Source organism: Paenibacillus sp. JJ-100 (assembly GCF_948329825.1).
Lineage (GTDB): Bacteria > Bacillota > Bacilli > Paenibacillales > Paenibacillaceae > Paenibacillus.
The window spans coordinates 1-25,586 of sequence record NZ_CAOJCM010000005.1 but is presented as its reverse complement, the minus strand read 5'-3'; the positions used below and the strand labels follow the sequence as shown (position 1 = coordinate 25,586).

General features: G+C 46.1%; 26 protein-coding genes and 1 other annotated feature. All 26 genes read left to right on the top strand.

Going from position 1 to position 25,586, the window contains the following annotated elements; genetic code table 11:
• Nucleotides 1–67 precede the first annotated feature (67 nt).
• The 26 genes from PQG66_RS18345 to PQG66_RS18220 all read left to right on the top strand — a co-directional run bounded on the left by PQG66_RS18345 (nucleotide 68) and on the right by PQG66_RS18220 (nucleotide 25,074).
• On the top strand, nucleotides 68–1,444 hold the full coding sequence (locus tag PQG66_RS18345; RefSeq protein WP_272039497.1) for a bifunctional folylpolyglutamate synthase/dihydrofolate synthase: 1,377 nt from the start codon (nucleotides 68–70) through the stop codon (nucleotides 1,442–1,444).
• Nucleotides 1,445–1,500: 56 nt separating this feature from the next.
• Nucleotides 1,501–2,820 (top strand): UDP-N-acetylmuramate--L-alanine ligase, encoded by a 1,320-nt coding sequence (gene murC / locus PQG66_RS18340; protein WP_272039244.1) that lies wholly within the window; start codon nucleotides 1,501–1,503, stop codon nucleotides 2,818–2,820.
• A 139-nt stretch (nucleotides 2,821–2,959) separates the two neighbouring features.
• Nucleotides 2,960–4,201, top strand: a complete 1,242-nt coding sequence (locus tag PQG66_RS18335) for an SPOR domain-containing protein (RefSeq protein WP_272039243.1) — start codon at nucleotides 2,960–2,962, stop codon at nucleotides 4,199–4,201.
• A gap of 149 nt (nucleotides 4,202–4,350) precedes the next feature.
• Nucleotides 4,351–4,593, top strand: coding sequence for a DUF4321 domain-containing protein (locus PQG66_RS18330; RefSeq protein WP_272039242.1), 243 nt, complete (start codon nucleotides 4,351–4,353; stop codon nucleotides 4,591–4,593).
• 87 nt (nucleotides 4,594–4,680) lie between these two features.
• Complete coding sequence (locus tag PQG66_RS18325) at nucleotides 4,681–5,295, top strand: Maf family protein (protein WP_272039241.1); 615 nt, start codon at nucleotides 4,681–4,683, stop codon at nucleotides 5,293–5,295.
• Between the two features lie 32 nt (nucleotides 5,296–5,327).
• Entirely contained in the window at nucleotides 5,328–6,017 is a 690-nt protein-coding gene (gene radC / locus PQG66_RS18320) for a RadC family protein (RefSeq protein ID WP_272039496.1), read from the top strand.
• 184 nt (nucleotides 6,018–6,201) lie between these two features.
• The gene (locus tag PQG66_RS18315; protein ID WP_272039240.1) at nucleotides 6,202–7,236 is read left to right on the top strand and encodes a rod shape-determining protein; all 1,035 of its coding nucleotides are present in this window, start codon (nucleotides 6,202–6,204) and stop codon (nucleotides 7,234–7,236) included.
• Between the two features lie 180 nt (nucleotides 7,237–7,416).
• Nucleotides 7,417–8,289: a rod shape-determining protein MreC gene (gene mreC, locus PQG66_RS18310; protein ID WP_272039238.1), complete on the top strand. Its 873-nt coding sequence runs from the start codon at nucleotides 7,417–7,419 to the stop codon at nucleotides 8,287–8,289.
• Nucleotides 8,289–8,822 (top strand): rod shape-determining protein MreD, encoded by a 534-nt coding sequence (locus tag PQG66_RS18305; RefSeq protein ID WP_272039237.1) that lies wholly within the window; start codon nucleotides 8,289–8,291, stop codon nucleotides 8,820–8,822. Before mreC ends, PQG66_RS18305 begins: the two co-directional genes overlap by 1 nt.
• A 74-nt stretch (nucleotides 8,823–8,896) precedes the next feature.
• Nucleotides 8,897–9,559 (top strand): septum site-determining protein MinC, encoded by a 663-nt coding sequence (minC, locus tag PQG66_RS18300; RefSeq protein ID WP_272039235.1) that lies wholly within the window; start codon nucleotides 8,897–8,899, stop codon nucleotides 9,557–9,559.
• Nucleotides 9,560–9,562: 3 nt separating this feature from the next.
• On the top strand, nucleotides 9,563–10,357 hold the full coding sequence (gene minD, locus PQG66_RS18295; RefSeq protein ID WP_272039234.1) for a septum site-determining protein MinD: 795 nt from the start codon (nucleotides 9,563–9,565) through the stop codon (nucleotides 10,355–10,357).
• 283 nt (nucleotides 10,358–10,640) lie between these two features.
• Nucleotides 10,641–11,543 carry a M23 family metallopeptidase gene (locus PQG66_RS18290; protein WP_272039233.1) on the top strand — a complete coding sequence of 301 codons (903 nt, stop codon included), beginning with the start codon at nucleotides 10,641–10,643 and terminating at the stop codon, nucleotides 11,541–11,543.
• Complete coding sequence (locus PQG66_RS18285) at nucleotides 11,536–12,390, top strand: M50 family metallopeptidase (RefSeq protein ID WP_272039232.1); 855 nt, start codon at nucleotides 11,536–11,538, stop codon at nucleotides 12,388–12,390. Before PQG66_RS18290 ends, PQG66_RS18285 begins: the two co-directional genes overlap by 8 nt.
• A gap of 114 nt (nucleotides 12,391–12,504) precedes the next feature.
• Nucleotides 12,505–13,755, top strand: coding sequence for an Rne/Rng family ribonuclease (locus PQG66_RS18280; RefSeq protein WP_272039231.1), 1,251 nt, complete (start codon nucleotides 12,505–12,507; stop codon nucleotides 13,753–13,755).
• 56 nt (nucleotides 13,756–13,811) lie between these two features.
• Nucleotides 13,812–13,895, top strand: a sequence feature (ribosomal protein L21 leader region).
• Nucleotides 13,896–13,909: 14 nt separating this feature from the next.
• Nucleotides 13,910–14,221 carry a 50S ribosomal protein L21 gene (gene rplU / locus PQG66_RS18275; RefSeq protein ID WP_056697947.1) on the top strand — a complete coding sequence of 104 codons (312 nt, stop codon included), beginning with the start codon at nucleotides 13,910–13,912 and terminating at the stop codon, nucleotides 14,219–14,221.
• A 13-nt stretch (nucleotides 14,222–14,234) separates the two neighbouring features.
• On the top strand, nucleotides 14,235–14,564 hold the full coding sequence (locus tag PQG66_RS18270; RefSeq protein WP_272039229.1) for a ribosomal-processing cysteine protease Prp: 330 nt from the start codon (nucleotides 14,235–14,237) through the stop codon (nucleotides 14,562–14,564).
• A 23-nt stretch (nucleotides 14,565–14,587) separates the two neighbouring features.
• Entirely contained in the window at nucleotides 14,588–14,899 is a 312-nt protein-coding gene (gene rpmA / locus PQG66_RS18265) for a 50S ribosomal protein L27 (RefSeq protein WP_272039228.1), read from the top strand.
• 151 nt (nucleotides 14,900–15,050) lie between these two features.
• A complete protein-coding gene (locus PQG66_RS18260; protein WP_272039226.1) occupies nucleotides 15,051–15,788 on the top strand; it encodes a Spo0B domain-containing protein in 738 nt (245 codons plus the stop codon).
• A 16-nt stretch (nucleotides 15,789–15,804) separates the two neighbouring features.
• Entirely contained in the window at nucleotides 15,805–17,115 is a 1,311-nt protein-coding gene (obgE, locus tag PQG66_RS18255) for a GTPase ObgE (protein ID WP_272039225.1), read from the top strand.
• Between the two features lie 241 nt (nucleotides 17,116–17,356).
• Nucleotides 17,357–17,794, top strand: coding sequence for an ACT domain-containing protein (locus tag PQG66_RS18250; RefSeq protein WP_272039224.1), 438 nt, complete (start codon nucleotides 17,357–17,359; stop codon nucleotides 17,792–17,794).
• Between the two features lie 100 nt (nucleotides 17,795–17,894).
• Nucleotides 17,895–19,181, top strand: a complete 1,287-nt coding sequence (locus PQG66_RS18245) for a homoserine dehydrogenase (protein WP_272039223.1) — start codon at nucleotides 17,895–17,897, stop codon at nucleotides 19,179–19,181.
• 112 nt (nucleotides 19,182–19,293) lie between these two features.
• Entirely contained in the window at nucleotides 19,294–20,364 is a 1,071-nt protein-coding gene (gene thrC / locus PQG66_RS18240) for a threonine synthase (RefSeq protein WP_272039222.1), read from the top strand.
• Nucleotides 20,361–21,329, top strand: a complete 969-nt coding sequence (gene thrB, locus PQG66_RS18235) for a homoserine kinase (RefSeq protein WP_272039221.1) — start codon at nucleotides 20,361–20,363, stop codon at nucleotides 21,327–21,329. Before thrC ends, thrB begins: the two co-directional genes overlap by 4 nt.
• Nucleotides 21,326–22,201, top strand: coding sequence for a prephenate dehydratase (gene pheA / locus PQG66_RS18230; protein ID WP_272039219.1), 876 nt, complete (start codon nucleotides 21,326–21,328; stop codon nucleotides 22,199–22,201). Before thrB ends, pheA begins: the two co-directional genes overlap by 4 nt.
• Nucleotides 22,202–22,344: 143 nt before the next feature.
• Nucleotides 22,345–23,229, top strand: a complete 885-nt coding sequence (ilvE, locus tag PQG66_RS18225) for a branched-chain-amino-acid transaminase (protein ID WP_272039218.1) — start codon at nucleotides 22,345–22,347, stop codon at nucleotides 23,227–23,229.
• Nucleotides 23,230–23,424: 195 nt separating this feature from the next.
• Complete coding sequence (locus PQG66_RS18220; RefSeq protein WP_272039217.1) at nucleotides 23,425–25,074, top strand: LysM peptidoglycan-binding domain-containing protein; 1,650 nt, start codon at nucleotides 23,425–23,427, stop codon at nucleotides 25,072–25,074.
• Nucleotides 25,075–25,586: the final 512 nt, after the last annotated feature.

Here is a 25,586-nt window from a genome sequence, read left to right as displayed (position 1 = left end):
TATGCTAGCTGCGCCATCCGGCCGCTTTTTTCAATCTTCAATCATACAGGGACCGAAGGTGAATCAGATGACGGAATTAAACGGGACAGATATAGTAACTCCTTTACAAACATATGATGAGGCCGTGGATTGGATCAATGGCCTTATTCCTTTTGGGATCAGACCGGGGCTAGAGCGAATTCAGAGTCTGATGTCCAGGTTAGGTAATCCGCATCAAAGACTCAAATTCATTCATGTCGCGGGAACGAACGGCAAAGGTTCGACTTGCGCTTTTTTGACGTCGGTGTTACTTCAGGCTGGATACGATGTGGGGACGTTTACTTCACCTTATATCACCAAGTTCACGAATCGTTTCCAATACAACGGTGAAGACATCCCAGAAGAAACGTTGTTAAAACTGTCGAACCGCTTGCGTCCACTTGTGAACGAGATGGCATCTACATCGCTGGGTTCACCGACGATGTTTGAAGTGTCGACGGCTCTGGCACTACTGTATTATGCAGAAGAGTGTTACCCAGATATCGTGGTATGGGAGACCGGGCTAGGGGGAAGGATGGACGTAACGAATATCGTTACTCCTGTTGTGTCCGTCATCACCAATATTGGTATGGACCATACGGATATACTTGGCGATACCATTGAGCAGATCGCAGGAGAAAAAGCTGGTATTATCAAGCCTGGTGTTCCCGTTGTAACCTGTGCAGTGCAGCCTGAAGCCATCAAGGTTATCCAGGAAAGAGCGAAACAGCTGCGATCCACGGTGTACTTGGCTGGGGAGCAATTTTCCTACCGCAGATTGGATCACTCCAAAGAGGGGCAAAGTTTTCAATTTATAGGTCCTTTCCGTGATCTGCACATTCACATTCGTATGCAGGGTGTATATCAATGTGATAATGCTGCAGCCGCATTAATGTCACTTGAAGTGTTGAGGCAATACATGGCGTTTATGCTGGATGAAGATGATATTAAAATTGGTTTTGAGCGTGCCTTCTGGGCTGGGAGATTTGAGAAAGTCAGTGACAATCCTCTAATTGTGCTTGATGGAGCTCATAATCCCGAAGGTGCTGAATCGCTAGCCCAAAGCATTATCGAAGGATATCCCCAAAAAAAGTTAATTTTGATGATGGGTATGCTGGCAAATAAGCATCACGAAGCGTATTTGCAGCATATACTGCCACTAGTGGATACGCTGATCCTGACCGAGCCAGATTTCCGGCGCAAAATGCCTGCAGCTGAGTTGCTGCAGATTGTTGAACGGGTACGTCCCGTTATTGCGAAGCAGGAACTGGATATCATCGTCGAGCCTAACTGGGCAAAGGCACTTGATTTATTGAAGTCACGGACGGAAGCGGAAGATCTGGGGGTGGTTTCCGGCACGCTATATCTGATTGCGGACGTGCGGGCAGCCCTTTTGCATCAAACCGATTCTGAAAAAGGTTGGTGAAAGTTTTGTTAAACACATTGGAACACGTTCATTTTATAGGAATAGGCGGTTATGGCATGAGTGCCATCGCCCGAGTTATGCTGGAGATGGGATACACCGTTACCGGATCGGATGTCGCTTCACAGGAATTGACGGAGAAGTTGGCAGCCAAAGGGGCGAAAATATATATTGGACATACCGCAGAGCATGTGAACGGAGCAGATTTAGTGGTCTATTCTACAGCAGCTCCAGCGGATAATGTGGAACGTGTAGCTGCTGAGCAGCTAAACATCCCTATTCTTCATCGTGCCCAAATGCTGGCACGATTATTGAATGAGGGCAAAGGCGTGGCCGTTGCGGGAGCGCATGGCAAAACGACGACTTCTTCCATGATTGCATTAGTCATGGAACAATGCGACACGGACCCGACCTATATTATTGGTGGAGAGATCATGAATTTGGGCACGAACGCCAAAGCGGGGCAAGGCGAGTGGGTAGTTGCCGAAGCGGATGAGAGCGATGGTTCCTTTTTACAGTACCATCCTTGGCTCGGCATCGTTACTAACATCGAAGCGGACCATCTTGAGAATTACAACAGTGATTTCGAGGAACTCAAGAAAGCATATGTACAATTCCTCAGTCAGATTCGTCCAGAGGGAACAGCCATCGTATGTGCTGATGATGAGAATGTGCAGGCTATCTTGCCACACCTCAAGTCCCGCGTGACAACGTATGGTATTGATCAAACAGCGGAGTATACGGCTACAGATATCGTGCTCGGAGATCGTCGCATTTCCTTCACGATGAATCATCAGGGGACAGCCATGGGAACGGTGGAGTTGTCTGTACCAGGTAAGCACAATGTCTATAACGCGATGGCAACGGTTATTACCTGTCTTGAAGCAGGCATTCCGTTTGATAAGATTACAGCGGCGATTGTGCAGTTCCATGGAGCTAAACGCAGATTTCAGGTGTTAGGTGAGGCACGTGATATGTTAATTATCGACGATTACGCTCACCATCCTACGGAGATAGAAGCTACAATCAGTGCGGCAAAAGCAACAGGCAAACGGATCATTGCTGTATTCCAGCCTCAGCGATATACGCGTACGTTCTTCCTGTTAGATGCGTTCAGTCGGGCTTTTGCCGAGGCGGATGAGGTATTGATTACCGATATCTATTCCCCTGCAGGTGAAAAGCAAATTGAAGGTGTACACTCGGCCAGACTGGTTGAGCTTATTGTACAGAACAGTAATGCATCCGCAAGATACTTGCCTACCAAAGAGGAAGTTGTGGCTGATCTGCAGCCGCGACTGCAACCAGGAGATCTTGTGCTTACGATGGGCGCAGGGGATATTTGGAAAGTAGGCGACATCCTTGCCAAAGGATTGAAGTAAAAGTAGCATAAATTTCATAGCTCAGTACCTTAGAACGTCTGTCTTCTTCATGAAGCAGGCGTTTTTTAACCGATTCATGGAATGTTCTCTTTACTCTCAGCATATAGCTGGTATAAATGGGACAAAGGAGAGGGTACGGGTGAGTAACGCCAGAATGACCTTTCGCTTCGGGGATCGAGAATCGGACAAGCTGGACAGTAAGGAGACGCTGACAGCCAGACCACTGGTCACTAAGAATGAAGAGAAGCCTTACACATCCCAGACGCTGTCACAGCCGGAAGCAGATGAAAACAACACAGCCATGCCAGCACATATACTGACAGCGGAGGATATACCTGTAGACTGGGGAGGAACCATTCTGGCAGATGCTTCCCGACCGGAATCAGAGCATTTGAGACATACATTGGTGCAAAAAGAGGGCCAATCTGATTTTGATTCTCGTTCGACCTATATCAACGACGCAACAGATCAAAACGAGCAATATGATCCCTATGAGTCTGATCAAAATCATGTTCTGGATCAGGGGCATAACTGGATGGTAGAAACAGAGAATTATTCATATAAACGAAATCGGCCCCCAAGGGGATGGAAAATGATCGGTTCTGTTTCAGGCGCATTGGTAACCGGAGCTTTGTTTGGTGTAGTCATTTTATCCTTTTTTAATAAGGACGTTTTATTGAAACCAGATGAGCAAGTTCCTGTTAACCAGACAGTTTCTACTGTAATAGGTCAGGAGGGAGTAGCGGGAACTGAAAACATCGTTTCCTCTGAAGCGGGGACATACTATGCTCTGCAATACGGGGTGTTCAGTTCTCCAGAACGAGCGGAACAGGCCAAACTAGAACTTACTCAATCAGGGATTGCTGCGGGATCTGACCCTGAAGATGGTAATCGGGTGTATGCCGGAATCTCCTCTGATCGGGAGGAGGCCAAACTTCTCAGTACAAGACTGAAATCCCGGGGGGTAGAACTGTATGTCAAAGAGATTGTTAATCCTATAGTGGATCCCCAAATATTCGGAAACAAGCAGGAAGATGCCGCACTTTTCTTTAAAAATAGTTCGGCACTTGTCGACCAGTTATCGACAATCTCTATACAGCAGCTTGGTCAGTCGGAGCAGGCAGCCATATCACCAGACATGATGGGAGTACTACAGAATCAACATCAGACGTGGTTGACCGGAATGAAGAGTCTCGCCCCTGGAATGGCGGCAGAAGTGCAGCCTTTGGTGAATGGTATGGAGAAATCAATGCACAGTGCGATGACAGCTATCGCAGAGTATAACAAGAATCCGGATGCTGTGCATATGTGGGCAGTGCAGTCCGATTTGATGGAGTACGTGCTGCAACAGAAAAAGTGGCTGGAGTCCATCAAACAATGAGTTGTATATCTCTCATATAACAACGCCATAAAACGCCCTTCCGGCAAGGAACTGGAAATAGTTCCCCTTGCCGGATTTGTGTTTGTATTGCCGTACAAAACCCCGTATAATAATGAGGGTGTCAAAAAATGGCGAGGGAAGATTAACCGATGAAAAAAAACTTCGGCGTGTTATTATTGTTTTTGATTCTCGGCTGGATGGCCGGAGCTTGGATCGCCAAGGCACTTCAGCCTGTAAAGGCATTAGCCTTTCTAACCAAGGTCACCACAATTCGCTGGTCGCCTCAGGCTGATCTTGACATTTTCAGTTATGACCTTTCATTTCAATTTCAAATGAGCCTCCTAAGTCTGATTGGTATAATTACAGCGTTATGGCTGTATCGCAGATTGTAGGAGAATGACGAATGTTGACCAAAAAATAAAAACGTGACATCTATTATTGTGATTCGACAGATGTTGCCGTCGTATAAGGAGTCATTCATGTTGAATAACACCGATCAGCGCCCGATTATTCTGGCTTCCACATCACCACGGCGCAAGGAACTGATCGCTTCACTCCATCTGGCTTTTGAAGTTATACCTAGTTATGCAGACGAAAATACACCGTCGGACTGGACACCTGAACAGACGGTACAGGAACTTGCTCTGCGTAAGGCACTCGCTGTGTATCGTGGACTGGAGGGGCGTGGGCATGACGCCGTTATCGTTGGAAGTGATACCGTTGTGGTCCTGGATAACGAGATTCTAGGCAAACCAGTGGATGAGGCAGATGCTGAACGGATGTTGTCACGCCTGCAAGGGCGGGAGCATTGTGTGTTTACTGGCGTCGCTTGTATTGATGCGCTAAGCGGGCATTCCGTGGTGCATTATCGTCAGACCGATGTAACAATGAAGAAGCTCTCTGAAGCCACGATCCGTGCTTATGTGAAGACAGGAGAGCCTTCAGATAAAGCAGGATCTTATGCGATTCAAGGCATTGGTGCTTCACTGATCGACCGCATTGAAGGATGTTATTTTAATGTAGTAGGTTTACCTTTATCTTTACTTAGTGACATGCTGGATGGATTCGGGGTTCATGTACTCCCGAGAAAATGAATTCAAAATGGATCTGTGAAAAGAGGGAACGTATGGAGTCGCCTCAATACATGATGCGCGACATCCCCCAGGAAGAACGCCCGAGAGAACGCATGATAGAATATGGGGCGGGCGCCTTGAGTCATGCCGAGTTGCTAGCGATATTACTTCGGACAGGAACAAGGCAAGAGTCTGCAATGCATATGGCGCAACGGATACTTAACGAATCAGGTGGAGTTCGCTCACTGATCGATCTGAGCCTTGAAGAACTGATGGCAATAAAGGGTATAGGAATAGCCAAGGCTGTCCAACTTAAAGCTGGTATTGAACTTGGCCATCGGGTCGCGAAGAGCCGACTTGCCCCTTCGGTAGCGATTCGCACACCGCGAGATGCCGCAGATATTTTGATGGAAAAGCTGCGTTATTTGCAGAAAGAACATTTTATGTGTCTTTTTCTGAATAGTAAAAATCACATCATTGCTCAGGAAACACTCTCCATGGGCAGTCTCAATGCTTCGATTGTACATCCACGTGAAGTATTCCGTGCCGCTATCAAATGCAGTAGTGCCTCAATTGTATGCGCTCATAACCATCCCAGCGGTGATCCAACGCCTAGTCCGGAAGATATTCAGATAACCAAAAGACTGATTGAAGCCGGTGCGATTGTGGGAATTGACGTTCTGGATCATCTTGTTATAGGTGATGGCACATACGTAAGTTTGAAGGAGAAGGGCTTAGTATAATATAATGGTTGGCGTTGATGTTTACCTATGAATGATAACGGACGTGTCCGTCACAGATAGGTTCACTTTATAATTACAGAATCAAAATACAAATGCGAATATTAGCTCCACGGTTCCGTGGATAAAATTACGCTCTTGCAAGACAGTGTGAGCGGCAATATGAGGCAGAAAAGGAGAATACGTCATGTTTGGTGGTTTTACGAAAGATTTAGGTATTGATTTGGGGACGGCGAATACGCTGGTTTATGTAAAAGGAAAAGGCGTTGTGGTACGTGAACCTTCGGTAGTTGCTCTGCGCACGGATACAAAAACCATTGAAGCGGTAGGGGAGTCTGCCAAAAAAATGATCGGACGTACACCTGGCAACATTCGTGCCATCCGCCCAATGAAAGATGGTGTCATTGCTGACTTCGATACAACAGCCACGATGATTAAATATTTCATTCGTCAGGCACAGAAGCAACGTTCCATGTTTCAGCGTCATCCAAACGTTATGGTATGTGTACCTTCCGGAATTACGGCAGTAGAACAGCGAGCGGTAGAAGATGCAACAAAACAAGCGGGAGCGCGTGAAGCTTATACGATTGAAGAACCATTTGCCGCGGCGATCGGTGCAGACCTCCCTGTTTGGGAACCAACAGGAAGCATGGTCGTTGATATTGGCGGTGGTACGACAGAAGTAGCGGTCATTTCTCTCGGCGGTATCGTAACAAGTCGTTCGGTACGTGTAGCTGGCGATGAGATGGATGACTCCGTGATCCAGTACATCAAACGCCAATACAATCTGATGATTGGAGAACGTACGTCTGAGCAGTTGAAGATGGACATCGGTTCAGCGATGCCGCTGGAACAGGTAGAAACGATGGAGATTCGTGGTCGTGACCTGGTGACAGGTCTGCCAAAAACCATCACCATTACTTCTGACGAGATTAGTGAAGCTCTGGCTGACACGGTGAATGCTATTGTTGAAGCGGTAAAAGTAACGCTGGAGAAATGTCCGCCTGAGCTTGCTGCAGATATTATGGATCGCGGGATTGTTCTGACAGGCGGCGGTGCACTTCTTCGCAATCTGGACAAGTTGCTTGCTGGCGAGACAGGAATGCCTGTCATTGTTGCTGAGAACCCGCTTGACTGTGTAGCGATCGGAACAGGCAAAGCATTGGACAATATCCATATGTTTAAAAGCAAAAGCAGCTCGGCAGTTCGTTCCAGACGTTAATTGATAGCTTTTCGGTCTGATCCTAGATCTGGCCACAGCATGTCAATCGAGATTGCCCGGATCTATCGGGAGAGCTATGACCCGCTTAACAGGGGAGGGTTAGACTGATATTCTCGCAAGGACTTCAGGTCTGAGTTCTCCCCACCGGGCTGGGCTCAAGAGAATAATGGATGTTAGAGGGTGTTGGAACTGTTTAAACTGCTGGGCAACAAAAGACTTTTTGTTTTGCTGGTGGGCCTTGTTACATTTATCGCGCTGATGGGCTTTACCCTTAGTCCGCGAGCCACTCTATCCTGGCCGGAAAAATTCCTGAAGGATTCAGTTGGATTTGTACAATACGTATTTTACAAGCCCGCTTCTTATGTAGCGGGCTTTTTCAAAGATGTGGCGAACATGCGTGCGGTATACGAAGAAAATGAAGAGCTTCGTATTGCCATGGGACACTATACTCGTGACCGATTGAAGTATAACGATATGGAGAAGATAAATGACGAACTTGAGAAATTACTCAATTTCACAACAGAACAACGAGAACGTCATAACTATGGAACGAGAGTTGCCCAGGTCATTAGTGCCAATGCAGACCCGAATAGTCGGACGATCAACATCGATATTGGGGAAAATGCAGGTATTAAACCAGGCATGGCAGTCACCTCACAGGAAGGGCTTGTTGGTGTAATTAGTCATGTCAGTGCGTATACGTCAACGGTGAATCTGTTAACCTCTATGGATGCCAATGATCCCACATCGAATGCCATCGCTGCTACAGCAGTGGGCAAAGAGAAAGTATTTGGTATGATTGAGAGTTACGATCCGAAGAGCGGCATGTTGAAGATGACCAAAATCTCAGAAGATTCCAATATTGCAGAAGGTGATGAGATCATCTCATCGGGCATCATTAACAATTTTCCGAAGTATATGCGAATCGGTAAAGTGAAGAGTGTGGAAAAAAGTGAGTATGGTTTAACCCAGACAGCGACGATTAAGCCATATGCCAATTTTCTTGACTGGAAACTGCTAATTGTCATCATTCCACCTGAGGTTAAAAAATAATGGTAACACGCAAACAAGTTCTGTTTCTGTTACTGTTCGTTCTGTTCATCGCTGAAGATACTATTTTGCCGCATATCATTCCTTCAGCTTGGCAGATGCGGATCTCGGCCAACCTCGTTTATATCGTTATTCTGTTTTTTGCAGTATATTATCATCGGCATACCGCACTTGTGCTGGGTATATCATTTGGACTCCTGCATGATGTTGTGTTCTATGGAGAGATGATTGGCCCTTATGGATTCTCTATGGGTCTATCTGCTTATATGATGGGATTAATATTTCAAGCACCCCGTGCACCGCTGCCAATTATGGTTTCGGTTGTCCTGCTCGGAAGTTTACTGAATGATACAATGTTATTTTTCTTATATAAACTCTTCCAGCTTAATCATGTGACCTTTGACTGGGCACTGATTGAATACATGATCCCGAATTTATTTGTCCACTTTGTGTTTGCCTTGATCATATATGTACCACTGCGCAAACAACTGGATAAGATCGGCAAACCGAAAAGCAGGACAGAAGAAGCCTCCTGACGACAATTATGGAACGTGAAGCAGGAACTTGGGGGCCGGGGCACGAAATGTAATGAGATGGGAGGGACAGGCTTATGACGGTTAAATCGAATCACGTAACGATTAAAGGCATCCGAGACGGCTTGGTTTTCCTGTTGGACGATCAATGTGAATTCGAGGAATTGCTCTATGAGCTCCGCTATAAGCTGGAACACAGCCATCAAAATATTTTGACCGGACCGATTGTTCATGTGGATATCAAGCTGGGAGCGCGTGAAGTTACGGAAGATCAGAAGGAAGAAATTCTGGACATATTGAAGCAAAAAGGAAATCTGCTAATCCGGTCAATTGACTCACCTGCTCTTGTTCAGGAGGTCAAAGGTCCCCCGCCGATTATGACAATGTGCGGCATGGTACGATCGGGACAGGTGCTTCATCATGAAGGAAATCTCCTGTTTCTTGGAGATATCAATCCTGGGGGCACGGTGACGTGTACTGGGGATATATATATTTTGGGTTCACTCAGAGGTATGGCTCATGCCGGTATCGCCGGGGACGAAGAGGCTATTATTGCAGCATCGTTGTTTGCACCGACACAACTGCGTATTGCAGATGTGATCAGCCGTCCCCCGGATGAATGGGAGAGTCGTGAAACCGGAATGGAATTTGCTTATTTACAGGATAATCAGATGCAGATCGACAAAATGAGCAATATCGTTCGGTTGCGCCGAGATTTTAATGTGTTTAAAGGAGTGTAGCTCATGGGAGAGGCGATTGTGGTCACTTCGGGTAAAGGCGGCGTGGGTAAAACAACCACCTCGGCAAACATCGGGACAGCGCTGGCGCTGCTAGGCAAAAAGGTTTGTCTGGTCGATACCGATATTGGCCTTCGTAATCTGGATGTTGTGATGGGTCTGGAGAACCGCATTATTTACGATCTGTGCGATGTTGCAGATGGCCGCTGCCGTCTGAATCAGGCTCTGGTGAAAGATAAGCGTTTCGAAGAATTATATATGTTGCCTGCAGCGCAGACGAGAGATAAAAACTCTTTATCGCCAGAACAGGTGAAGGATATCATTCTGGAACTTAAAAAGGATTTTGAGTACGTTATTATTGACTGCCCCGCAGGTATTGAGCAGGGATTCAAAAACGCGGTAGCAGGAGCGGATCAGGCTATTGTCGTTACGACGCCCGAAAATGCTGCAGTACGTGATGCGGATCGAGTAATCGGTCTGCTGGAGAGTTCACACATTCAGTCACCGAAGCTTGTAGTGAACCGAATTCGTAATAATATGATGAAGTCAGGTGACATGCTTGACATCGACGGTATTTTACAAGTACTTAACATTGATTTGGTTGGCATCGTGCCAGATGATGAACTTGTTATCAAAGCTGCCAACTCTGGTGAACCTACCGTGATGAATCCGGATTCACTTGCAGCTATCGCCTATCGTAATATTGCGAGACGAATTCTGGGAGACACTGTGCCATTAATGCAGTTGGAGCAGAAAAAAGGTGCGTTTTCCCGTTTCAAGAAATTCTTCGGAATGGGCTAACAACTTATCGTTCCAATTTGCAACCAATATAGTTGACCTTATAAAATTTTTTAAAGCCGGGACAAGGTGCCCGGCTTTTTTTGTCTTTCATCAGTCACACCTGAATGATCTCTATTTCAGCACCTTTACCACCTTAAAGTACAAGACAACCCCCACGTCCACTTACCGAGAGCGTGGTATTCATGGTTTCAAGTTTATTTGTAGCTAGGCACACAGGCTTGTTCATATTATTCACTGCCGATTCATAGGATGAAGTAAACAAGCCTCAGTGGGAGGATAACATATGAATACCAAAGAGCGAATCAAGCAGAGAAGAGAAGAACGAATCCGGCGGCTGATGGATGGGGCATTGCATGAAATATTAGAAGAACAGAAGCCTGCCTTTCAATGGGAGAGGAAGATCGAAAAAGATAAAGATCGAGATCAAGACAGGAGCACAGCAGACCAGGTTGGACAGTCCGGGCAGAAGTCGTTTGTTTTTGCAGAGCAACCACCAGAACGAGACCCAGAATGGTTGTGGAAAAAAGAGAATGGACATTTTGGTCCTGATGGCCGTTCCGGTTTTAATCTGTTCCGTTCACTACTGCGGCGCACGGTAATCAGTGCAGTTCTATTTGGAGGTGTCTGGGGGCTATTTCAACTGAATGCATCATGGACTGTATCACCCAAAACGGTCATCGCTGATGTGCTTCATAATGACATGGATTTTGCTGCGGCCGCTGCATGGTATGAAAAGAATTTTGGTGGGACGCCTTCTTTTCTACCTGTGCTCGGACATACCACCGATGTGGTCAATGGAACAGGAGTAAGACAACTTCTTCAGAAACCTGTGTCAGGAACGGTTGTTCAACCTTTTGCGCTAAGCATGAAGGGAATCGAGATTGTTCCTGACACTGCCGTAGCTGGAGGGTTGGTGCAAGTGGTCAGCTCAGGTGCTGGACGTGTCATTGAGGTTCTCGGAGATCCTTCCAGTGGATACACTGTTGTGATTCAACATACGGGTAAGATGACAGCGGTTTATGGCCGCATGAATAACAACGATGTTCAAGTGAATGATTGGGTCGAAGCGGGGGACGCGGTAGGAAGTCTTAAGAGTGGGGATGATAAAAATCCAGCTACCCTTTATTTTGCGATAAAAGAAGGAGAAGAGTACGTGGATCCTGCGGAAGTGGTTGCCCTTGATTAGGGTGTGGGATGTACGTATCTCGCTTCACCCATTTTTCGTAATCATTATGATGACATCGCTACTGACGGGACATTTTATTGAACTGATCACGCTGTTTGCTATCGTATTCATTCATGAATGTGGACATGCAGCGGCTGCTGCCCTTCTCGGCTGTCGAGTACGATCCATACAGATGCTTCCCTTCGGAGGAGTAGCCGTCATTGAAGATGGCGGCAAATTAACGGCTTACCGCGAGATTGTTATTGCTTTGGCAGGTCCGTTGCAAAATGTGCTGATGGTTGGTGTGGTAGTATTGTTACGCCAATTTCAGTTGGGTGATCCAGTGTTTCTGGAATATATTATTAACGCGAACATGCTCATCGCTTTATTTAATCTGTTACCTGTATTACCGCTGGATGGTGGCAAAATTGTTCAAGCCATTGTGAGCCTGTGGGCTCCTTACTATACGACACTTATGTGGACTTATCGTATCAGTATTCTGTGTAGCGCTGGGGTTATTTTGACCGCAGTTAGTCAATGGCTATCCGGTGATTACGGGGTTCCGTTAAACCTCTTGTTAATCGGCTTTTTTTTGTTGTATTCCAATGTTACGGATTATCGCAATGTTCCCTACCGCTTTATCCGTTTTCTGATGAATCGCGAAGCTGTTTTTGTCCGGCATGCGGCTACAGGCAGTTTAGCCCAGCCAATAATCTCGTTTCCTGCGAAACCTTTAGATGCTATTTTGCGTCTATTAAAAAGGGAAAGATACCACATGGTATACGTAATGAACAAACAGGGACGGATCATGGCAGTCTTGCCAGAACAGCGCGTGATCGGAACCTATTTTCAACAAAATACGGATTAATAGTAATCCTTGCTGATGAACTGCTTTGAAATAGGGTAATACATCGTAGGACAAGTATTTCTTATAATATGAAATGGATGTGGGTGGAATGAAGTGTCTTCTAGAGGTGGAGCCATGAAACAAATGATTGTACATAATGAACCTAACCTCATGCAAATGGCGCTTCTGGAAGAAGGCAGAGCGGTAGAATTCACGGCAGAGCGTACACGTGAGCGCGGACTGCTTGGCTCCTTTTTCAAGGGCCGGGTAGTGAATGTGTTACCGGGTATGCAGGCTGCCTTTGTCGATATTGGTCAGAAAAAAAATGCCTTTCTGTATGTGGACGATGTACTTCATCCTCATCTGGAGAAGCAGCCGAAGGTGAAACCGTCTATTTCGGAACTGCTGCGTCCTGGTCAGGAATTGATCGTACAGGTTCTAAAGGAACCGGTAGGTAGTAAAGGAGCCCGGGTGACCACGCATTATTCACTACCGGGTCGCTGGCTTGTATACATGCCTGTGGCCGGTTACGTGGCAGTTTCCAAAAAGATTGCCAGAGAAGGGGATCGTTCACGTCTTAAAGCGATGGGAGAGCAAATTTGCCGGGATGAAGAAGGGCTGATTATTCGTACCGTTTCTGCTGAGGAACAGTATGAGGCGATTCAGACCGACCTGGAGACGCTGCGAACTCAGTGGCTTCTAATCCAAGAAAAAGCAGATAGTTTGCCAACTCCAAGTCTGCTGCACCGGGATGATAACATGATTCAACGGGTCATTAGAGATGTATATACTCCAGGAAGTGACGAAGTCATTACGGATAGTGAGGGACAAGCTCAGGTGATTCGGGCGTTGCTTGAAGAGATCTGTCCGGGACATAAGCCCAAAGTTCAAGTCTATTCTGGAAAGGAATCCATATTTGATGCCTACGGGGTACAGGAACAATTGAACAAAGACTTCGCTCGCAAGGTATGGTTGCCGGGAGGCGGATATATTGTCATTGATCAAACCGAAGCGTTAACCGTTATTGATGTGAATACAGGCAAATATATCGGAGCGGGCGGAGACAGCTTAGAAGAAACGGTAACCGAAACCAACTTGCAGGCCGCAGTCGAGATCGCTCGGTTAATGCGACTCAGAGATATCGGCGGAATGATTATCGTGGATTTTATCGATATGGAAAAAGCATCTAATCGACATGAAGTGGCGGCCTCACTGGAGCAAGAACTCCGCAAAGATCGAACCAAAGCATTTGTCTTGGGATGGACGAAGCTTGGATTGCTTGAATTAACGCGTAAAAAGGTGAGAGAAGAGAACACACTTCCTTATGTGGAGCCTTGTTCTTCTTGTCATGGGACTGGAAAAAGATATATTTCACCTTTGCATTGATTTTTAGTATACTGCGTGGTATACTCCTTGAGTATGTGTTTAGCCTATTGGTCTTGCACATGCTGTAACCGCACTGGCCGGGTACAAGAACAGTTCCGTAAGGCGCTGTCACCTGAGACCGGGCGAGTCTGAGACATGAGGAGGTGCAAGGCAAATGTACGCAATTATTGAAACAGGCGGCAAACAGTACAAAGTCCAAGAGGGCGATGTTCTGTTCATCGAGAAATTGACTGCGAACGACGGCGAAAGCGTAACGTTCGACCGTGTCCTGGCTGTATCTAACGATAAAGGTTTGACAGCAGGTACACCATTGGTTTCCGGAGCTACTGTAACGGCTAAAGTGGAGAAACATGGCAAAGGTCAAAAGGTTGTTGTATACAAATACAAACCGAAAAAGAACTACCATGTGAAGCAAGGTCACCGTCAACCGTACACTAAAGTAACTATCGAAAAAATCAAAGCGTAAGAAGGTGCGATAAGTGATTATCGTTCAGATCTTTCGTAATGCGGATGGTAATATCGAACGCTTTTCCATTGAAGGGCATGCTAATTATGCCAAACGTGGAGAAGATATCGTGTGTGCCGGGGTATCTGCTGTAACCGTAGGTACGGTGAACTCGATTGAGGCATTGACTGGTGTCGAAATGGATGCCAAGATGAAGAATGGCTTTCTGAGTGGTTCTTTACCAATGCTGGTAAAAGGGGAAACTTTTTCTCAGGTACAGTTATTACTCGAATCCATGGTAGTTATGCTCTCTAATATTGCAGAGTCATACGGGAAGTATATTCAGATACAGCAACACCAATAAGCGAAGAAGGAGGAAAACCAATCATGTTGAAATTAAATCTTCAGTTGTTCGCATCGAAAAAAGGTGTAGGTTCCACGAAGAACGGACGTGACAGTAATGCACAACGTCTGGGTGTTAAACGTGCAGATGGTCAAACTGTAACTGGTGGTAGCATTCTCGTTCGCCAACGCGGAACGAAAATTCACCCAGGAACAAATGTGGGCATCGGTAAAGACGACACTTTGTTCGCGAAAGTCGACGGCGTTGTTAAATTCGAACGTTGGGGTCGCGATCGCAAAAAAGTAAGCATCTACCCTGTAGACGTTGCTCCAGTGGCAGCGGCAGTAGAAGCTTAATATCGGCATTCCGCCTAAGGAGCCTTCGGCATTTTTGCCGGAGGTTTTTTTGTATTCAGCGATGATTCGATAATGAACTGGCAGATAAGACATGTTATACTTGGTTACGGTGGGTTTATACCAACCGAGTTTTGTAGAACGGAGAGAAGCCATGAAATCCTGGAAAAGAGTGCCGTGGATTGCGGCATGTTCACTTGTGATTCCTTTGGTTTTCGTTATGTTGTATCCAGGGATCTTCGCGAGCGTCATGTGCGCATTGTGGTCCGTCGCAGTGATGTTCATATCGGGATATGCAATGAAAAAGCATGCCGAGGCGGAACGCAGAACCATTATACAATCCATGGAGAAAACAGCAATAGCTTCATTAAATCATCATCGGCATGACTGGATGAACGATCTTCAGGTGTTATATGGATATCTTCGATTGGGCAAACTTGATAAATCCCTGCAATGTGTGGAAAGAATAAAGGAGCGGGTTACGGAAGAGAGCCAAATATCCAAATTAGGCATACCTTCTCTCGTATTTTATTTGCAGTCTTTTCGAGCCAGTGGAGCTGCGCTGGAATTGCATGTGGAAGTGGAGGAAGAGTTGCAACTGAGTGCTCTGGTCTCTCCCGAGGATGGCGAGTCGCTTACGGGGGCGATTGCGGATGCAATTCGGGCCTATCAATATGGTGGCGGCCGGTCGTCTTGGGGAGAGGTTCGCAAACTGACCTTGAACTTCGGACAGGATCATGGAGATCTGGTTGTCCGGCTGGACGGGGATCAGACACCTGATCCGGAAACGCTGCAACAACTAGCGGCCGTACTCAAAGGTAAAAAAGTCAGAACGGAGCAGCTTCCGTCTGGAGATACGTTTATACAATTCAGAATGCCTTGTGGAATATAGGAAGAAGGGGTAACTAATGTTTGTTGATAAAGCGAAGATTTATGTGAAAGCCGGAGATGGTGGTGACGGTATTGTTTCATTCCGTCGTGAGAAGTATGTACCCGAAGGTGGCCCTGCCGGCGGCGATGGCGGTCGAGGTGCAGATATTATTTTTCGTGTGGATGAAGGTCTTCGGACATTGATGGACTTTCGTTATCAGCGTCACTTCAAAGCTCCTCGTGGGGAAAAGGGACGCAATAAGGGTAGACATGGTGCTAATGCAGAGAACATGGTTGTACGTATCCCACCTGGCACTGTCATTGTTGATGAGGACAGCGGTGAAATATTAGCTGACTTGACGCGCCATGGTCAACAAGTTGTTGTTGCCAAGGGAGGCCGTGGAGGCCGTGGGAATATTCGTTTTGCAACGCCAAAAAACCCTGCTCCTGAGCTTGCAGAGAACGGGGAAGAAGGCGAAGAACGATATATCGTACTTGAGCTTAAAGTCATGGCGGATGTAGGACTGGTTGGTTTTCCAAGTGTAGGGAAATCCACGCTGTTGTCCGTTGTTTCGGGGGCCAAGCCTAAGATCGGGGCATATCATTTTACAACTATTACACCTAACTTAGGTGTTGTAGATGTGGGTGAAGGTCGCAGCTTTGTAATGGCCGATCTACCAGGACTGATTGAAGGTGCACATGAAGGTGTTGGACTGGGACATGAGTTCCTTCGACATGTTGAGCGGACACGCGTCATTATTCATGTTGTGGACATGTCTGGCTCAGAAGGACGCGATCCCTTCGAAGACTGGCAGAAGATCAATGATGAGCTGAGACTATACAATCCTGTTCTCGCCGAGAGACCGCAGGTTGTAGCTGCGAACAAAATGGATATGCCGGAATCCGAAGCTAACCTGGAGCAGTTTTTGCAGCGGGTTCGTGAAGTGAAGCCGGATATTGAAGTGATGCCAATCTCCTCCTTAACACGTCATGGCATTCAGGAACTGTTATTCCGTGCAGCTGACCTGCTAGATCAGATTCCGGATGAGCCTGTAGTAGAGGAAGTTACCGAACTGTCGGAGCGTAAAGTATACAGTTTGGAGAAGAAAGAAGACGAAGGTTTCCGTATTGTGCGTGAAAACGATACGTTTATTGTGCAAAGTGCCAAGATTGATCGCATGATGAAACGAATGCAGTTGAACTCACACGAAGCCATTCTGAAGCTGGCACGTACACTTCGCTATATGGGTGTGGATGATGAGCTTCGCAAACGCGGCGCCGTTGAAGGTACCATTGTGCGTATTGGAGATTTCGAATTTGAGTTCGTGGAAAGCAGCAGTTACTACTAAGCTGCTGCACCCCTGATCGTGATATATGATGATATGGAAATATAAATTATAAACGCAGCAAGCGGTGAAGTTACCGTGACGCTGCGTTTTTTTTGTTTTTCTGACATGAGAAAGGGAGAAACCTGTATACTGTGAGAAATAGTTTTTGAAAAAATAGACATGTCACATATTGCCCTTTTGTTAATCATCCTTTATAATGTCCACTATATGAATACATCAGTCTTTGAGGAGAGGACGTTCTGTGAATGAACGCTATTACTTAGTACGGGAAGATATTTTACCCGAGGCTGTAGTGAAAACGATGCAGGTAAAAGAACTGCTTGCTTCCGGTGATGTCAAAACAGTGCATGAAGCTGTAGAACAGGTCGGTTTAAGCCGGAGTGCCTTTTACAAGTACAAGGATGGAATCCATCTGATCAATCAGCTAGAGCGTGAACGAATCGTAACGATCTCCATTGATCTGGAGCATCAGTCTGGTATTCTGTCTCGTGTGCTTGGACATTTTGCAGCCTACGGGGCCAACGTCCTTACAATTAATCAGAGTATTCCATTGCAGGGAAGAGCTAATGTAGTTATTTCTGTCGAAACGACGCATCTGCATGGAGAGATTGGAGAAATGCTAGAACGTATGCAAGATATGCCTGGAGTGAAGCGAACGCGTATCGTAGGCCAAGGTTGACTGGCTTTGTAAATATATATTTTCAGAGATATGCAGTGCAATCAGGAGTGAAATTTGCATAATGGGTAGACATGACTAGACATTAGGGGGTAGGTCGTTAGTGAAACCGGTAAAAGTCGGATTGTTGGGCCTGGGTACAGTGGGAACGGGCGTTGTCCGAATTGTGGAAGGGAATCAGGAGGATCTGAGCAGTCAAGTGGGATCACCGATTATCATTGAGAAAATCGCTGTGAAGAACGCGAAGAAAGATCGTGTTCTCCAGATTGATCAGGAGAAGCTGACAGAAGATCCTTGGGATGTCATTCGTCACCCGGATATTGATGTTATTGTGGAAGTCATGGGCGGTATTGATCAGACGAAAGAATATATTCTCGAAGCGTTGGAACGCGGCAAACACATTGTAACAGCAAATAAAGACCTTATGGCCCTGCATGGTTCAGAGATTTTGGCGAAGGCACAGGAGAAACAATGCGACGTGTTCTATGAAGCCAGTGTAGCTGGGGGAATTCCGATTATCCGGACGCTTATTGAAGGATTCTCTTCAGACCGGATCACCCGAATTATGGGAATTGTTAACGGCACAACGAACTATATTTTGACAAAAATGAGTCAGGAAGGTGCATCCTATGAGGAGGTGCTCTCGGAAGCACAGGCTTTAGGGTATGCCGAAGCAGACCCAACGTCAGATGTAGAAGGACTCGATGCTGCTCGTAAAATGGTGATTTTAAGTACACTCGGTTTTCGAACCAATGTGGAATTGAAGGATGTTACCGTTCAAGGGATCTCTGCTGTCACGCGTGAAGATATTACCTATGCTAAAAGACTCGGTTATGAGTTGAAGTTGCTAGGGATCGCAGATCGTATAGACGATGAAATTACGATTAGTGTACAGCCAACCATGGTGAGACAGAACCATCCGATTGCATCAGTGAACGGTGTATTCAACGCAGTGTATGTTCATGGTGAGGCAGTAGGGGAGACGATGTTTTATGGTGCTGGCGCAGGAGAAATGCCGACAGCAACGTCTGTAGTTGCGGATATAGTGGCTGTAATCAAGAACCTGAAACTTGGTGTAAACGGAGTAAAGGCGATGGTACCCTATAAAGAGAAGAGACTGCAGCGTGATGAGCAGATCATTTCTAAAAACTTTATCTTGCTGCATGTGGACGACAAAGCGGGTGTGCTGGCGCAGATCACGCAGATTTTCGCGGAATATGAAGTCAGTTTGGCATCTGTTGTTCAACAGCCGAATAAGCACAACCCAGACGCTGAAATTATAATTGTTACTCATAATGCAAGTAAAGCAAGTATGGATAAGGTCCTTAAACATTTTGAATCACTCAGTGTGATACGCCGAATTAAGAGTGTTTATCGTGTTGAAGGTTAGTAGCTAACAATCTTTTACTTCTTAACACCTCATTCAAACAAGCGTCGGTTCTGAATATCATTATTTATTTCAAAAAATTTAGATCAATCCATCATAAAGGAGTTCACCCATAATGAGATATCAAGGATTATTGCAAACGTACAAAGAGCACCTTCCCGTAAATGAAAATACCCCTCAGCTTACACTTCAGGAGGGAAATACACCGCTGATTCATGCAGAGAATCTGTCAAAGGAACTCGGTTTGAATCTGTATTTTAAATACGAGGGATTGAATCCTACAGGTTCTTTCAAAGACCGCGGAATGGTTATGGCTGTTGCCAAAGCTATGGAAGAAGGCAGTCGTACCATTATGTGTGCCTCCACTGGTAATACATCTGCAGCAGCTGCTGCATACGCAGCACGCGGTGGACTCAATTGTATCGTGCTGATTCCAAATAACAATATTGCACTGGGGAAACTCGCTCAAGCAATGATCTACGGTGCCAAAGTCATCGCAATCAATGGTAACTTTGACCGAGCGCTTGAAATCGTACGTGAGATTACTGCGAAGCACCCAATTACACTTGTGAACTCTGTTAACCCATATCGGATTGAAGGACAGAAGACGGCTGCTTTTGAAGTGGTTGAGCAATTGGGCGATGCTCCAGATGTTCTGGCAATACCGGTAGGTAATGCGGGTAACATTTCGGCTTACTGGAAAGGTTTTAAAGAGTATAAAGAGGCAGGCAAATCCACTGCTTTGCCACGTATGGTTGGGTTTGAAGCAGAAGGAGCTATGGCCATCGTTAAAGGAGAGCCAATCCTTGAGCCAGAGACTGTAGCTACAGCGATTCGAATCGGTAACCCGGCTAGCTGGAAAACGGCAGTAGCTGCAGCAGAAGAGTCTAATGGTCAAATTAACTATGTAACGGATGAAGAGATTCTGGCAGCTTATCGTACGATTGCGGCGCGTGAAGGGGTATTTGCAGAACCGGCTTCTGCTGCATCTGTCGCTGGCGTGTACAAATTGCATAGTGAAGGTTACTTCAAAGGTGGGGAAACGGTTGTATGCGTGCTGACAGGTAACGGCCTGAAAGACCCGAATGTAGCCATTCAGACGGCAGCTGTAGAGCCGCTGGTGGTTGAAGATACAGAAGAGGCGGTTCTGGCAGCTATTGCCCAACTGGAGCAGCAGTCTGTATGAGCTTGCGTGAAAAAGTAACCGTAAAAATCCCGGCAAGTACAGCCAATCTGGGCCCTGGGTTTGATACCCTGGGCATGGCCTTGTCTTTGTATGCCTGGCTTGAGATCAAACCGGCAACTGAGACAACATTTCATCTGTATGGAGACCATCTGACGGGGCTGCCCGCGGATAAATCCAATCTGATTTATCAAGTCGCGCAAATGGTATTTGATGAGGCTGGAGTGTCTGTACCTGAATTGGACATCTCGATGTACTCGGATATTCCTCTCACTCGAGGGCTCGGAAGCAGTGCATCGGCAATTGTAGGTGCTCTTGCAGGTGCGAATGCGTTGATTGGCAGTCCCCTATCGAATGAAAAATTGTTGGATATGGCTACATCATTGGAGAAACATCCGGATAATGTGGGTGCCTCATTATTTGGAGGGATCATCACAGCGGCCTGGGACGGTCAAAGTGTCGACTATATTCGTATCGAGCCGCATCAGGACTTGCAGACTTTGGTTATTGTGCCGGACTTCCAGCTCTCTACCTCCAAAGCGAGAAATGTCATTCCACAGCAGTTCGGCATGCGTGATGTTGTGCACAACATAAGCCGTTCTTCATTGCTTGTTGCTGCGTTTGCCAGTGGGCGGCTAGATATGATTCAAAAGGCAATGTCAGACCGGATCCATCAGCCATATCGTGCATCACTGGTACCCGGCATGACGGATATTTTGGAACATGCTACCGGGCATGGCGCATTGGGTGCGGCGCTTAGTGGGGCGGGACCGACGGTGCTAACACTGGTGGATCGTCACGATACCCGGAAGGAAGAGTTGGAGCAATACGTAATGGGTATCATGAAGCAGGAGGGGATCACGGCCTCTGCGTTGTGGTTGGACCCGGATCTGGAGGGCGTTGTCATCCTGCCGGATCAAGATGAACGTCCTTTTTTGGACAGAATCAAAGGGGAAGTTGGCCGATGAAACGAATAGCAGTATTACCGGAGGGGTCGGTCTCACACGAAGCGATCGAATTCTTATTTAATGGCGAACCAATGGACTTGCAACACTTCAAACTCATTTCGGACGTGTTTCGCGCCGTTGATAGCGGGGGTACACAGTACAGTGTAATTCCGATTGAAAATACCATCGAAGGCTCGGTCAGCCTCCATATGGACTGGCTTGTGAATGAGGTGGATATTCCGATGCAAGCGGAGTGGGTATACCCATCCATTCAGAATGTCATCGGACACGGGAGTGAATTCATCACGGATGAAGGCACATATGATTTTGGCAAAATCACCAAGATTATGTCTCATCCCGTGGCGATCCCGCAATGTCAGAATTTTATTAGACAGTATTCACCGGACGCAGATCTCGAAGGAGTTAACAGCACGGCTGAAGCGGTCGAGATTGTGAAAAAAAATCCGGGTAAAGGTTGGGTGGCCATAGGCACGAAGCTTGCGGCACAAAAGCATGGGTTAGACATCATGGCTGAACGGGTGACGGACCATGATAATAACTACACCCGCTTTGTACTGATTGGTCATGAACCTGTCAGTATTCCGCGTGAACCGGATCATGTGAAGACAAGCTTGCTTGTAACGCTGCCTGAGGATGCACCGGGTGCATTGCATCAGGTGTTGTCGGCTTTTGCCTGGAGAAAGTTGAACTTGACCCGTCTTGAATCGAGGCCAACGAAGAAACGATTAGGCAGTTATTATTTTTATATTGACGTGATTGAAACGGTTGACTCCGTATTGCTCACGGCAGCCATGGCCGAAATCGAGGCGTTGAATTGTCAGGTGCGTGTTCTTGGCTGTTATCCATGTTATACATACCCTTCACGGAAATAACGGATTGGGTTGAATAACGGGAAGATGTCTTTCGACATTGATGTGTAATGAGAGTTTCTCCTTTATTGTTAATGTACAATGGACAGGTCCAGCACGTTTTGGAAATCTCGGGAATGTATATTTTAATGGAGGTGCGGTAAGTCGTGGCAGAGCAATGGATCTATTTGGATGGTGAATATGTAACCAAAGAGAATGCGAAAGTTTCGGTGTATGACCACGGATTTTTGTACGGAGACGGAATCTTCGAAGGGATTCGGATTTACAATGGTAATATTTTCAGATGTAAAGCCCACTTGGATCGTTTGTATGATTCGGCAAAATCCATCAGTCTGAACATCCCTCTCTCTTACGACGAGATGCTTGAAGTGATGGCTGAAACGGTGCGCCGCAATGACATGCGTAACGGATATATTCGTCTTATCGTGTCACGCGGACCAGGTAACCTGGGTCTTGACCCGCTGCGTTGCCCTAAGGCTTCTGTGATCATTATTGTGGAGCAACTTGCGATTTATCCGGAAGAGGCTTATCTTACTGGACTTAAAGCTGTGTCAGTATCGCAGCGTCGAAACATTCCGGATGCTCTGAATCCCAAGATCAAATCTCTCAACTATCTGAATAACATCCTTGTCAAACTGCAATCCAACTATTCAGGTGCTGGTGAGGCGATCATGCTGAATTCTCAAGGCTATGTAACCGAGGGTTCGAGTGATAACATTTTCATTATCAAAAATGGTGTGGTCTACACCCCTCCATGCTATTTGGGAGCACTTGAAGGGATTACACGCCAAGCCATTATTGATCTGTGTGGCGAGCTTGATATTGAGCTAAAAGAAGTACCTTTCACGCTTCATGATGTATACATTGCGGACGAAGTATTCTTCACCGGAACAGCTGCGGAAGTTATTGCGGCGTGTGAAGTGGATGGCAGAACGATTGGTTCTGGTGTAGCGGGTCCGGTTACATTGCAATTACTTGAAGCTTTCCGTCAAATTGTCGACAAAGATGGTTACAAAGTGTGGGAGTCATAGGTTCATCCTAAATGAATAAACGAGGAATTCTCCTTGTCCAATAAAATGTAGCATGCTTAAAGTATGCGGTATTTTATAAGGCGGGAGGATTTTTTTTTGTTCAGATGATGTCATTAGCCCGGTTGCTGCATAGGATGTAGTAAAGGTATGGGCGAATGTACTGCCCAAGTATGACGTCTAGGAGGTTAGTTCCCTGTGAAAATACACATGGTGAAAAAAGGCGACACATTATATCTGCTGTCCCAAAAATACAATGTAGCGCTGGAAAAATTAATTGCGGCCAATCCGCAGATTTCAGATCCCGACAAGCTGGATATTGGGATGAAGGTCAAAATTCCTGCACAGCCAGTAAGTCCAAAACCAGAGGGCGTACTGCACAGTCACAAGGTAGTACAAGGGGATTCGTTATGGAAGCTATCGCAAGCTTGGGGAGTTCCGTTGAAAGAAATGATCAATGCTAATCCTCAACTGAAAAATCCAAATGCTCTTCTGGTAGGAGAAACCGTCTATATTCCTTCGATGCACTCGCAAGGCAACTATATGTCCAATGCAGAAATCGGAAATGTGGGCGTACTTGAAAAAATATCACCTGAAGGTAAGGAATATACGGGTGTAAAAGAAGAAACGGCACCGATCGTACCGCCATCTCCACCTCAGGCAGTTGAAACTCCAACTCCGGCTCCAGCTCCAGTCCCAGTCCCTGTTCCCGTTCCCGTTCCGACCCCGGCGCCTGTTGCTCCGGTTAAGCCTAATGTAATGCCTGAATTGGAGGCTTTGCCGCAACTACCTGAAATGCCCGAAATGAAACCTGAGGTCCAAACCCAACCTGTAAATGAATCGAAAAAACCTGAAATGCCGATTTCTCCAGCTGAAATGATGCCTTTGCCTGTAATGCCTAACATCGAACCACCTGTGAATGTTGCTCCAGCAACTAAAGCACCATGCGGGTGTGGTCAAAAAATGCTTCATGCACCGATGGAACATCCATATATGCAGGTTCCGGTACCGGCACAAGAAGTATACGCTGTTCAGCAAGATAACATGTACACAGCAGGTATGGGGAATAACTCTCCATTCCCAGGTGTTCAGGATGTTGGTGTCTACAGTGTTGGCAATATGCCAAATAGCCCGTGGTCGGGAGCAGAACATACCTATAATCACAACAACGTAACGCCTAATGTCTCTCCAGACGTGATAAATAGTCCATTTCCAACTTCACCTGCTGGTCAGGTAAATAGCCCTTTTCCGACTTTTGCAGCTGCAAATAACCATATGAACCATCAGCCGCCGATGATGTCTCCTTACTCCATGCTTCCGTACCCACCATGCGGATGTGGATCACATACACAAGCACCTCATTACATTTACCCTTCGCATAGTTATCAGGAACCAGCCTGGGGAATGTATGGTCATCCAAATGGTATGCCACCTGAAATGTCCACATCTGTTATGCCGAATCATCCTATGGAGTATGCTTATCAAAACCCTTATCCAGCTCAAAGTATGGTTCCTCCATCACCGCTTGGCGCTTTTGGTGAGATGTATCCTTCCCAAGGCCAGGGTTTCAGTGGTGGCAAAAAGGGCGGACGAGAAGAAGCGAACTTAAGCCAAGCGGCGTTTGAGGAGATCAATACTGAGTCGGATGCTGGGGCGGAAGCCAAGTCGAAATCAACCTCAACTAAATCGGGTACGTCCAAACGGAGAACAAGCAAAACAACTTTGAAAAATAAATCCAAGGTTTCTGTATCTGGATCTGGAAAATCCTCCAAAGAAGAAAGATCGCCGGTGACTTCTAATCGACGCCAACCTGCTAAAAAACGTCGTAATCCCTGGATTCAACATTAATACTAGTTAACGTAGTAACATATTAAGAATAGGCTTCTGGTGGAAAGGCCAGTTCTATGAATTAGAACTGGTCTTTTCATTGAGGATTCTTCTGAAGAATGAAATAATATACAGAAATCAACGTATATGTCGGAATAACAAAAATATTGCGTATATTGTTTGAAAGCCTATTCATAGTTGTGCTACAATAGATATGCATTATCATTTGCACGTTAATTTCAGCATGTGAATGAGGTTAAATGCAAAGAGATATGAAGAACCAAAACAATTTTATGAAAAACTGTTGCATAAATTTTTGTGATGTGGTACATTATTTAAGTCGCCGCTGAAACACGGAGACGATGAAAAACGGAAAAGTTTGATCTTTGAAAACTGAACAACGAGTGAGTAATGATCTTGCTTGCAAGATCAACAATGAGATTTTTAATCTCGTCAGATTCAAAATGAGCTAATCGCTCTTTTCAATACTTTATTGGAGAGTTTGATCCTGGCTCAGGACGAACGCTGGCGGC

Coding starts and splice junctions, on each gene's coding strand:
- PQG66_RS18345 (WP_272039497.1), top strand. CDS start 68: ATGACGGAATTAAACGGGACAGATATAGTAACTCCTTTACAAACATAT.
- rplU (WP_056697947.1), top strand. CDS start 13,910: ATGTACGCAATTATTGAAACAGGCGGCAAACAGTACAAAGTCCAAGAG.
- PQG66_RS18325 (WP_272039241.1), top strand. CDS start 4,681: ATGTTGAATAACACCGATCAGCGCCCGATTATTCTGGCTTCCACATCA.
- obgE (WP_272039225.1), top strand. CDS start 15,805: ATGTTTGTTGATAAAGCGAAGATTTATGTGAAAGCCGGAGATGGTGGT.
- PQG66_RS18305 (WP_272039237.1), top strand. CDS start 8,289: ATGGTAACACGCAAACAAGTTCTGTTTCTGTTACTGTTCGTTCTGTTC.
- minD (WP_272039234.1), top strand. CDS start 9,563: ATGGGAGAGGCGATTGTGGTCACTTCGGGTAAAGGCGGCGTGGGTAAA.
- pheA (WP_272039219.1), top strand. CDS start 21,326: ATGAAACGAATAGCAGTATTACCGGAGGGGTCGGTCTCACACGAAGCG.
- minC (WP_272039235.1), top strand. CDS start 8,897: ATGACGGTTAAATCGAATCACGTAACGATTAAAGGCATCCGAGACGGC.
- thrC (WP_272039222.1), top strand. CDS start 19,294: ATGAGATATCAAGGATTATTGCAAACGTACAAAGAGCACCTTCCCGTA.
- PQG66_RS18260 (WP_272039226.1), top strand. CDS start 15,051: ATGAAATCCTGGAAAAGAGTGCCGTGGATTGCGGCATGTTCACTTGTG.
- thrB (WP_272039221.1), top strand. CDS start 20,361: ATGAGCTTGCGTGAAAAAGTAACCGTAAAAATCCCGGCAAGTACAGCC.
- PQG66_RS18290 (WP_272039233.1), top strand. CDS start 10,641: ATGAATACCAAAGAGCGAATCAAGCAGAGAAGAGAAGAACGAATCCGG.
- PQG66_RS18315 (WP_272039240.1), top strand. CDS start 6,202: ATGTTTGGTGGTTTTACGAAAGATTTAGGTATTGATTTGGGGACGGCG.
- rpmA (WP_272039228.1), top strand. CDS start 14,588: ATGTTGAAATTAAATCTTCAGTTGTTCGCATCGAAAAAAGGTGTAGGT.
- murC (WP_272039244.1), top strand. CDS start 1,501: ATGAGTGCCATCGCCCGAGTTATGCTGGAGATGGGATACACCGTTACC.
- PQG66_RS18330 (WP_272039242.1), top strand. CDS start 4,351: ATGAAAAAAAACTTCGGCGTGTTATTATTGTTTTTGATTCTCGGCTGG.
- PQG66_RS18280 (WP_272039231.1), top strand. CDS start 12,505: ATGAAACAAATGATTGTACATAATGAACCTAACCTCATGCAAATGGCG.
- radC (WP_272039496.1), top strand. CDS start 5,328: ATGGAGTCGCCTCAATACATGATGCGCGACATCCCCCAGGAAGAACGC.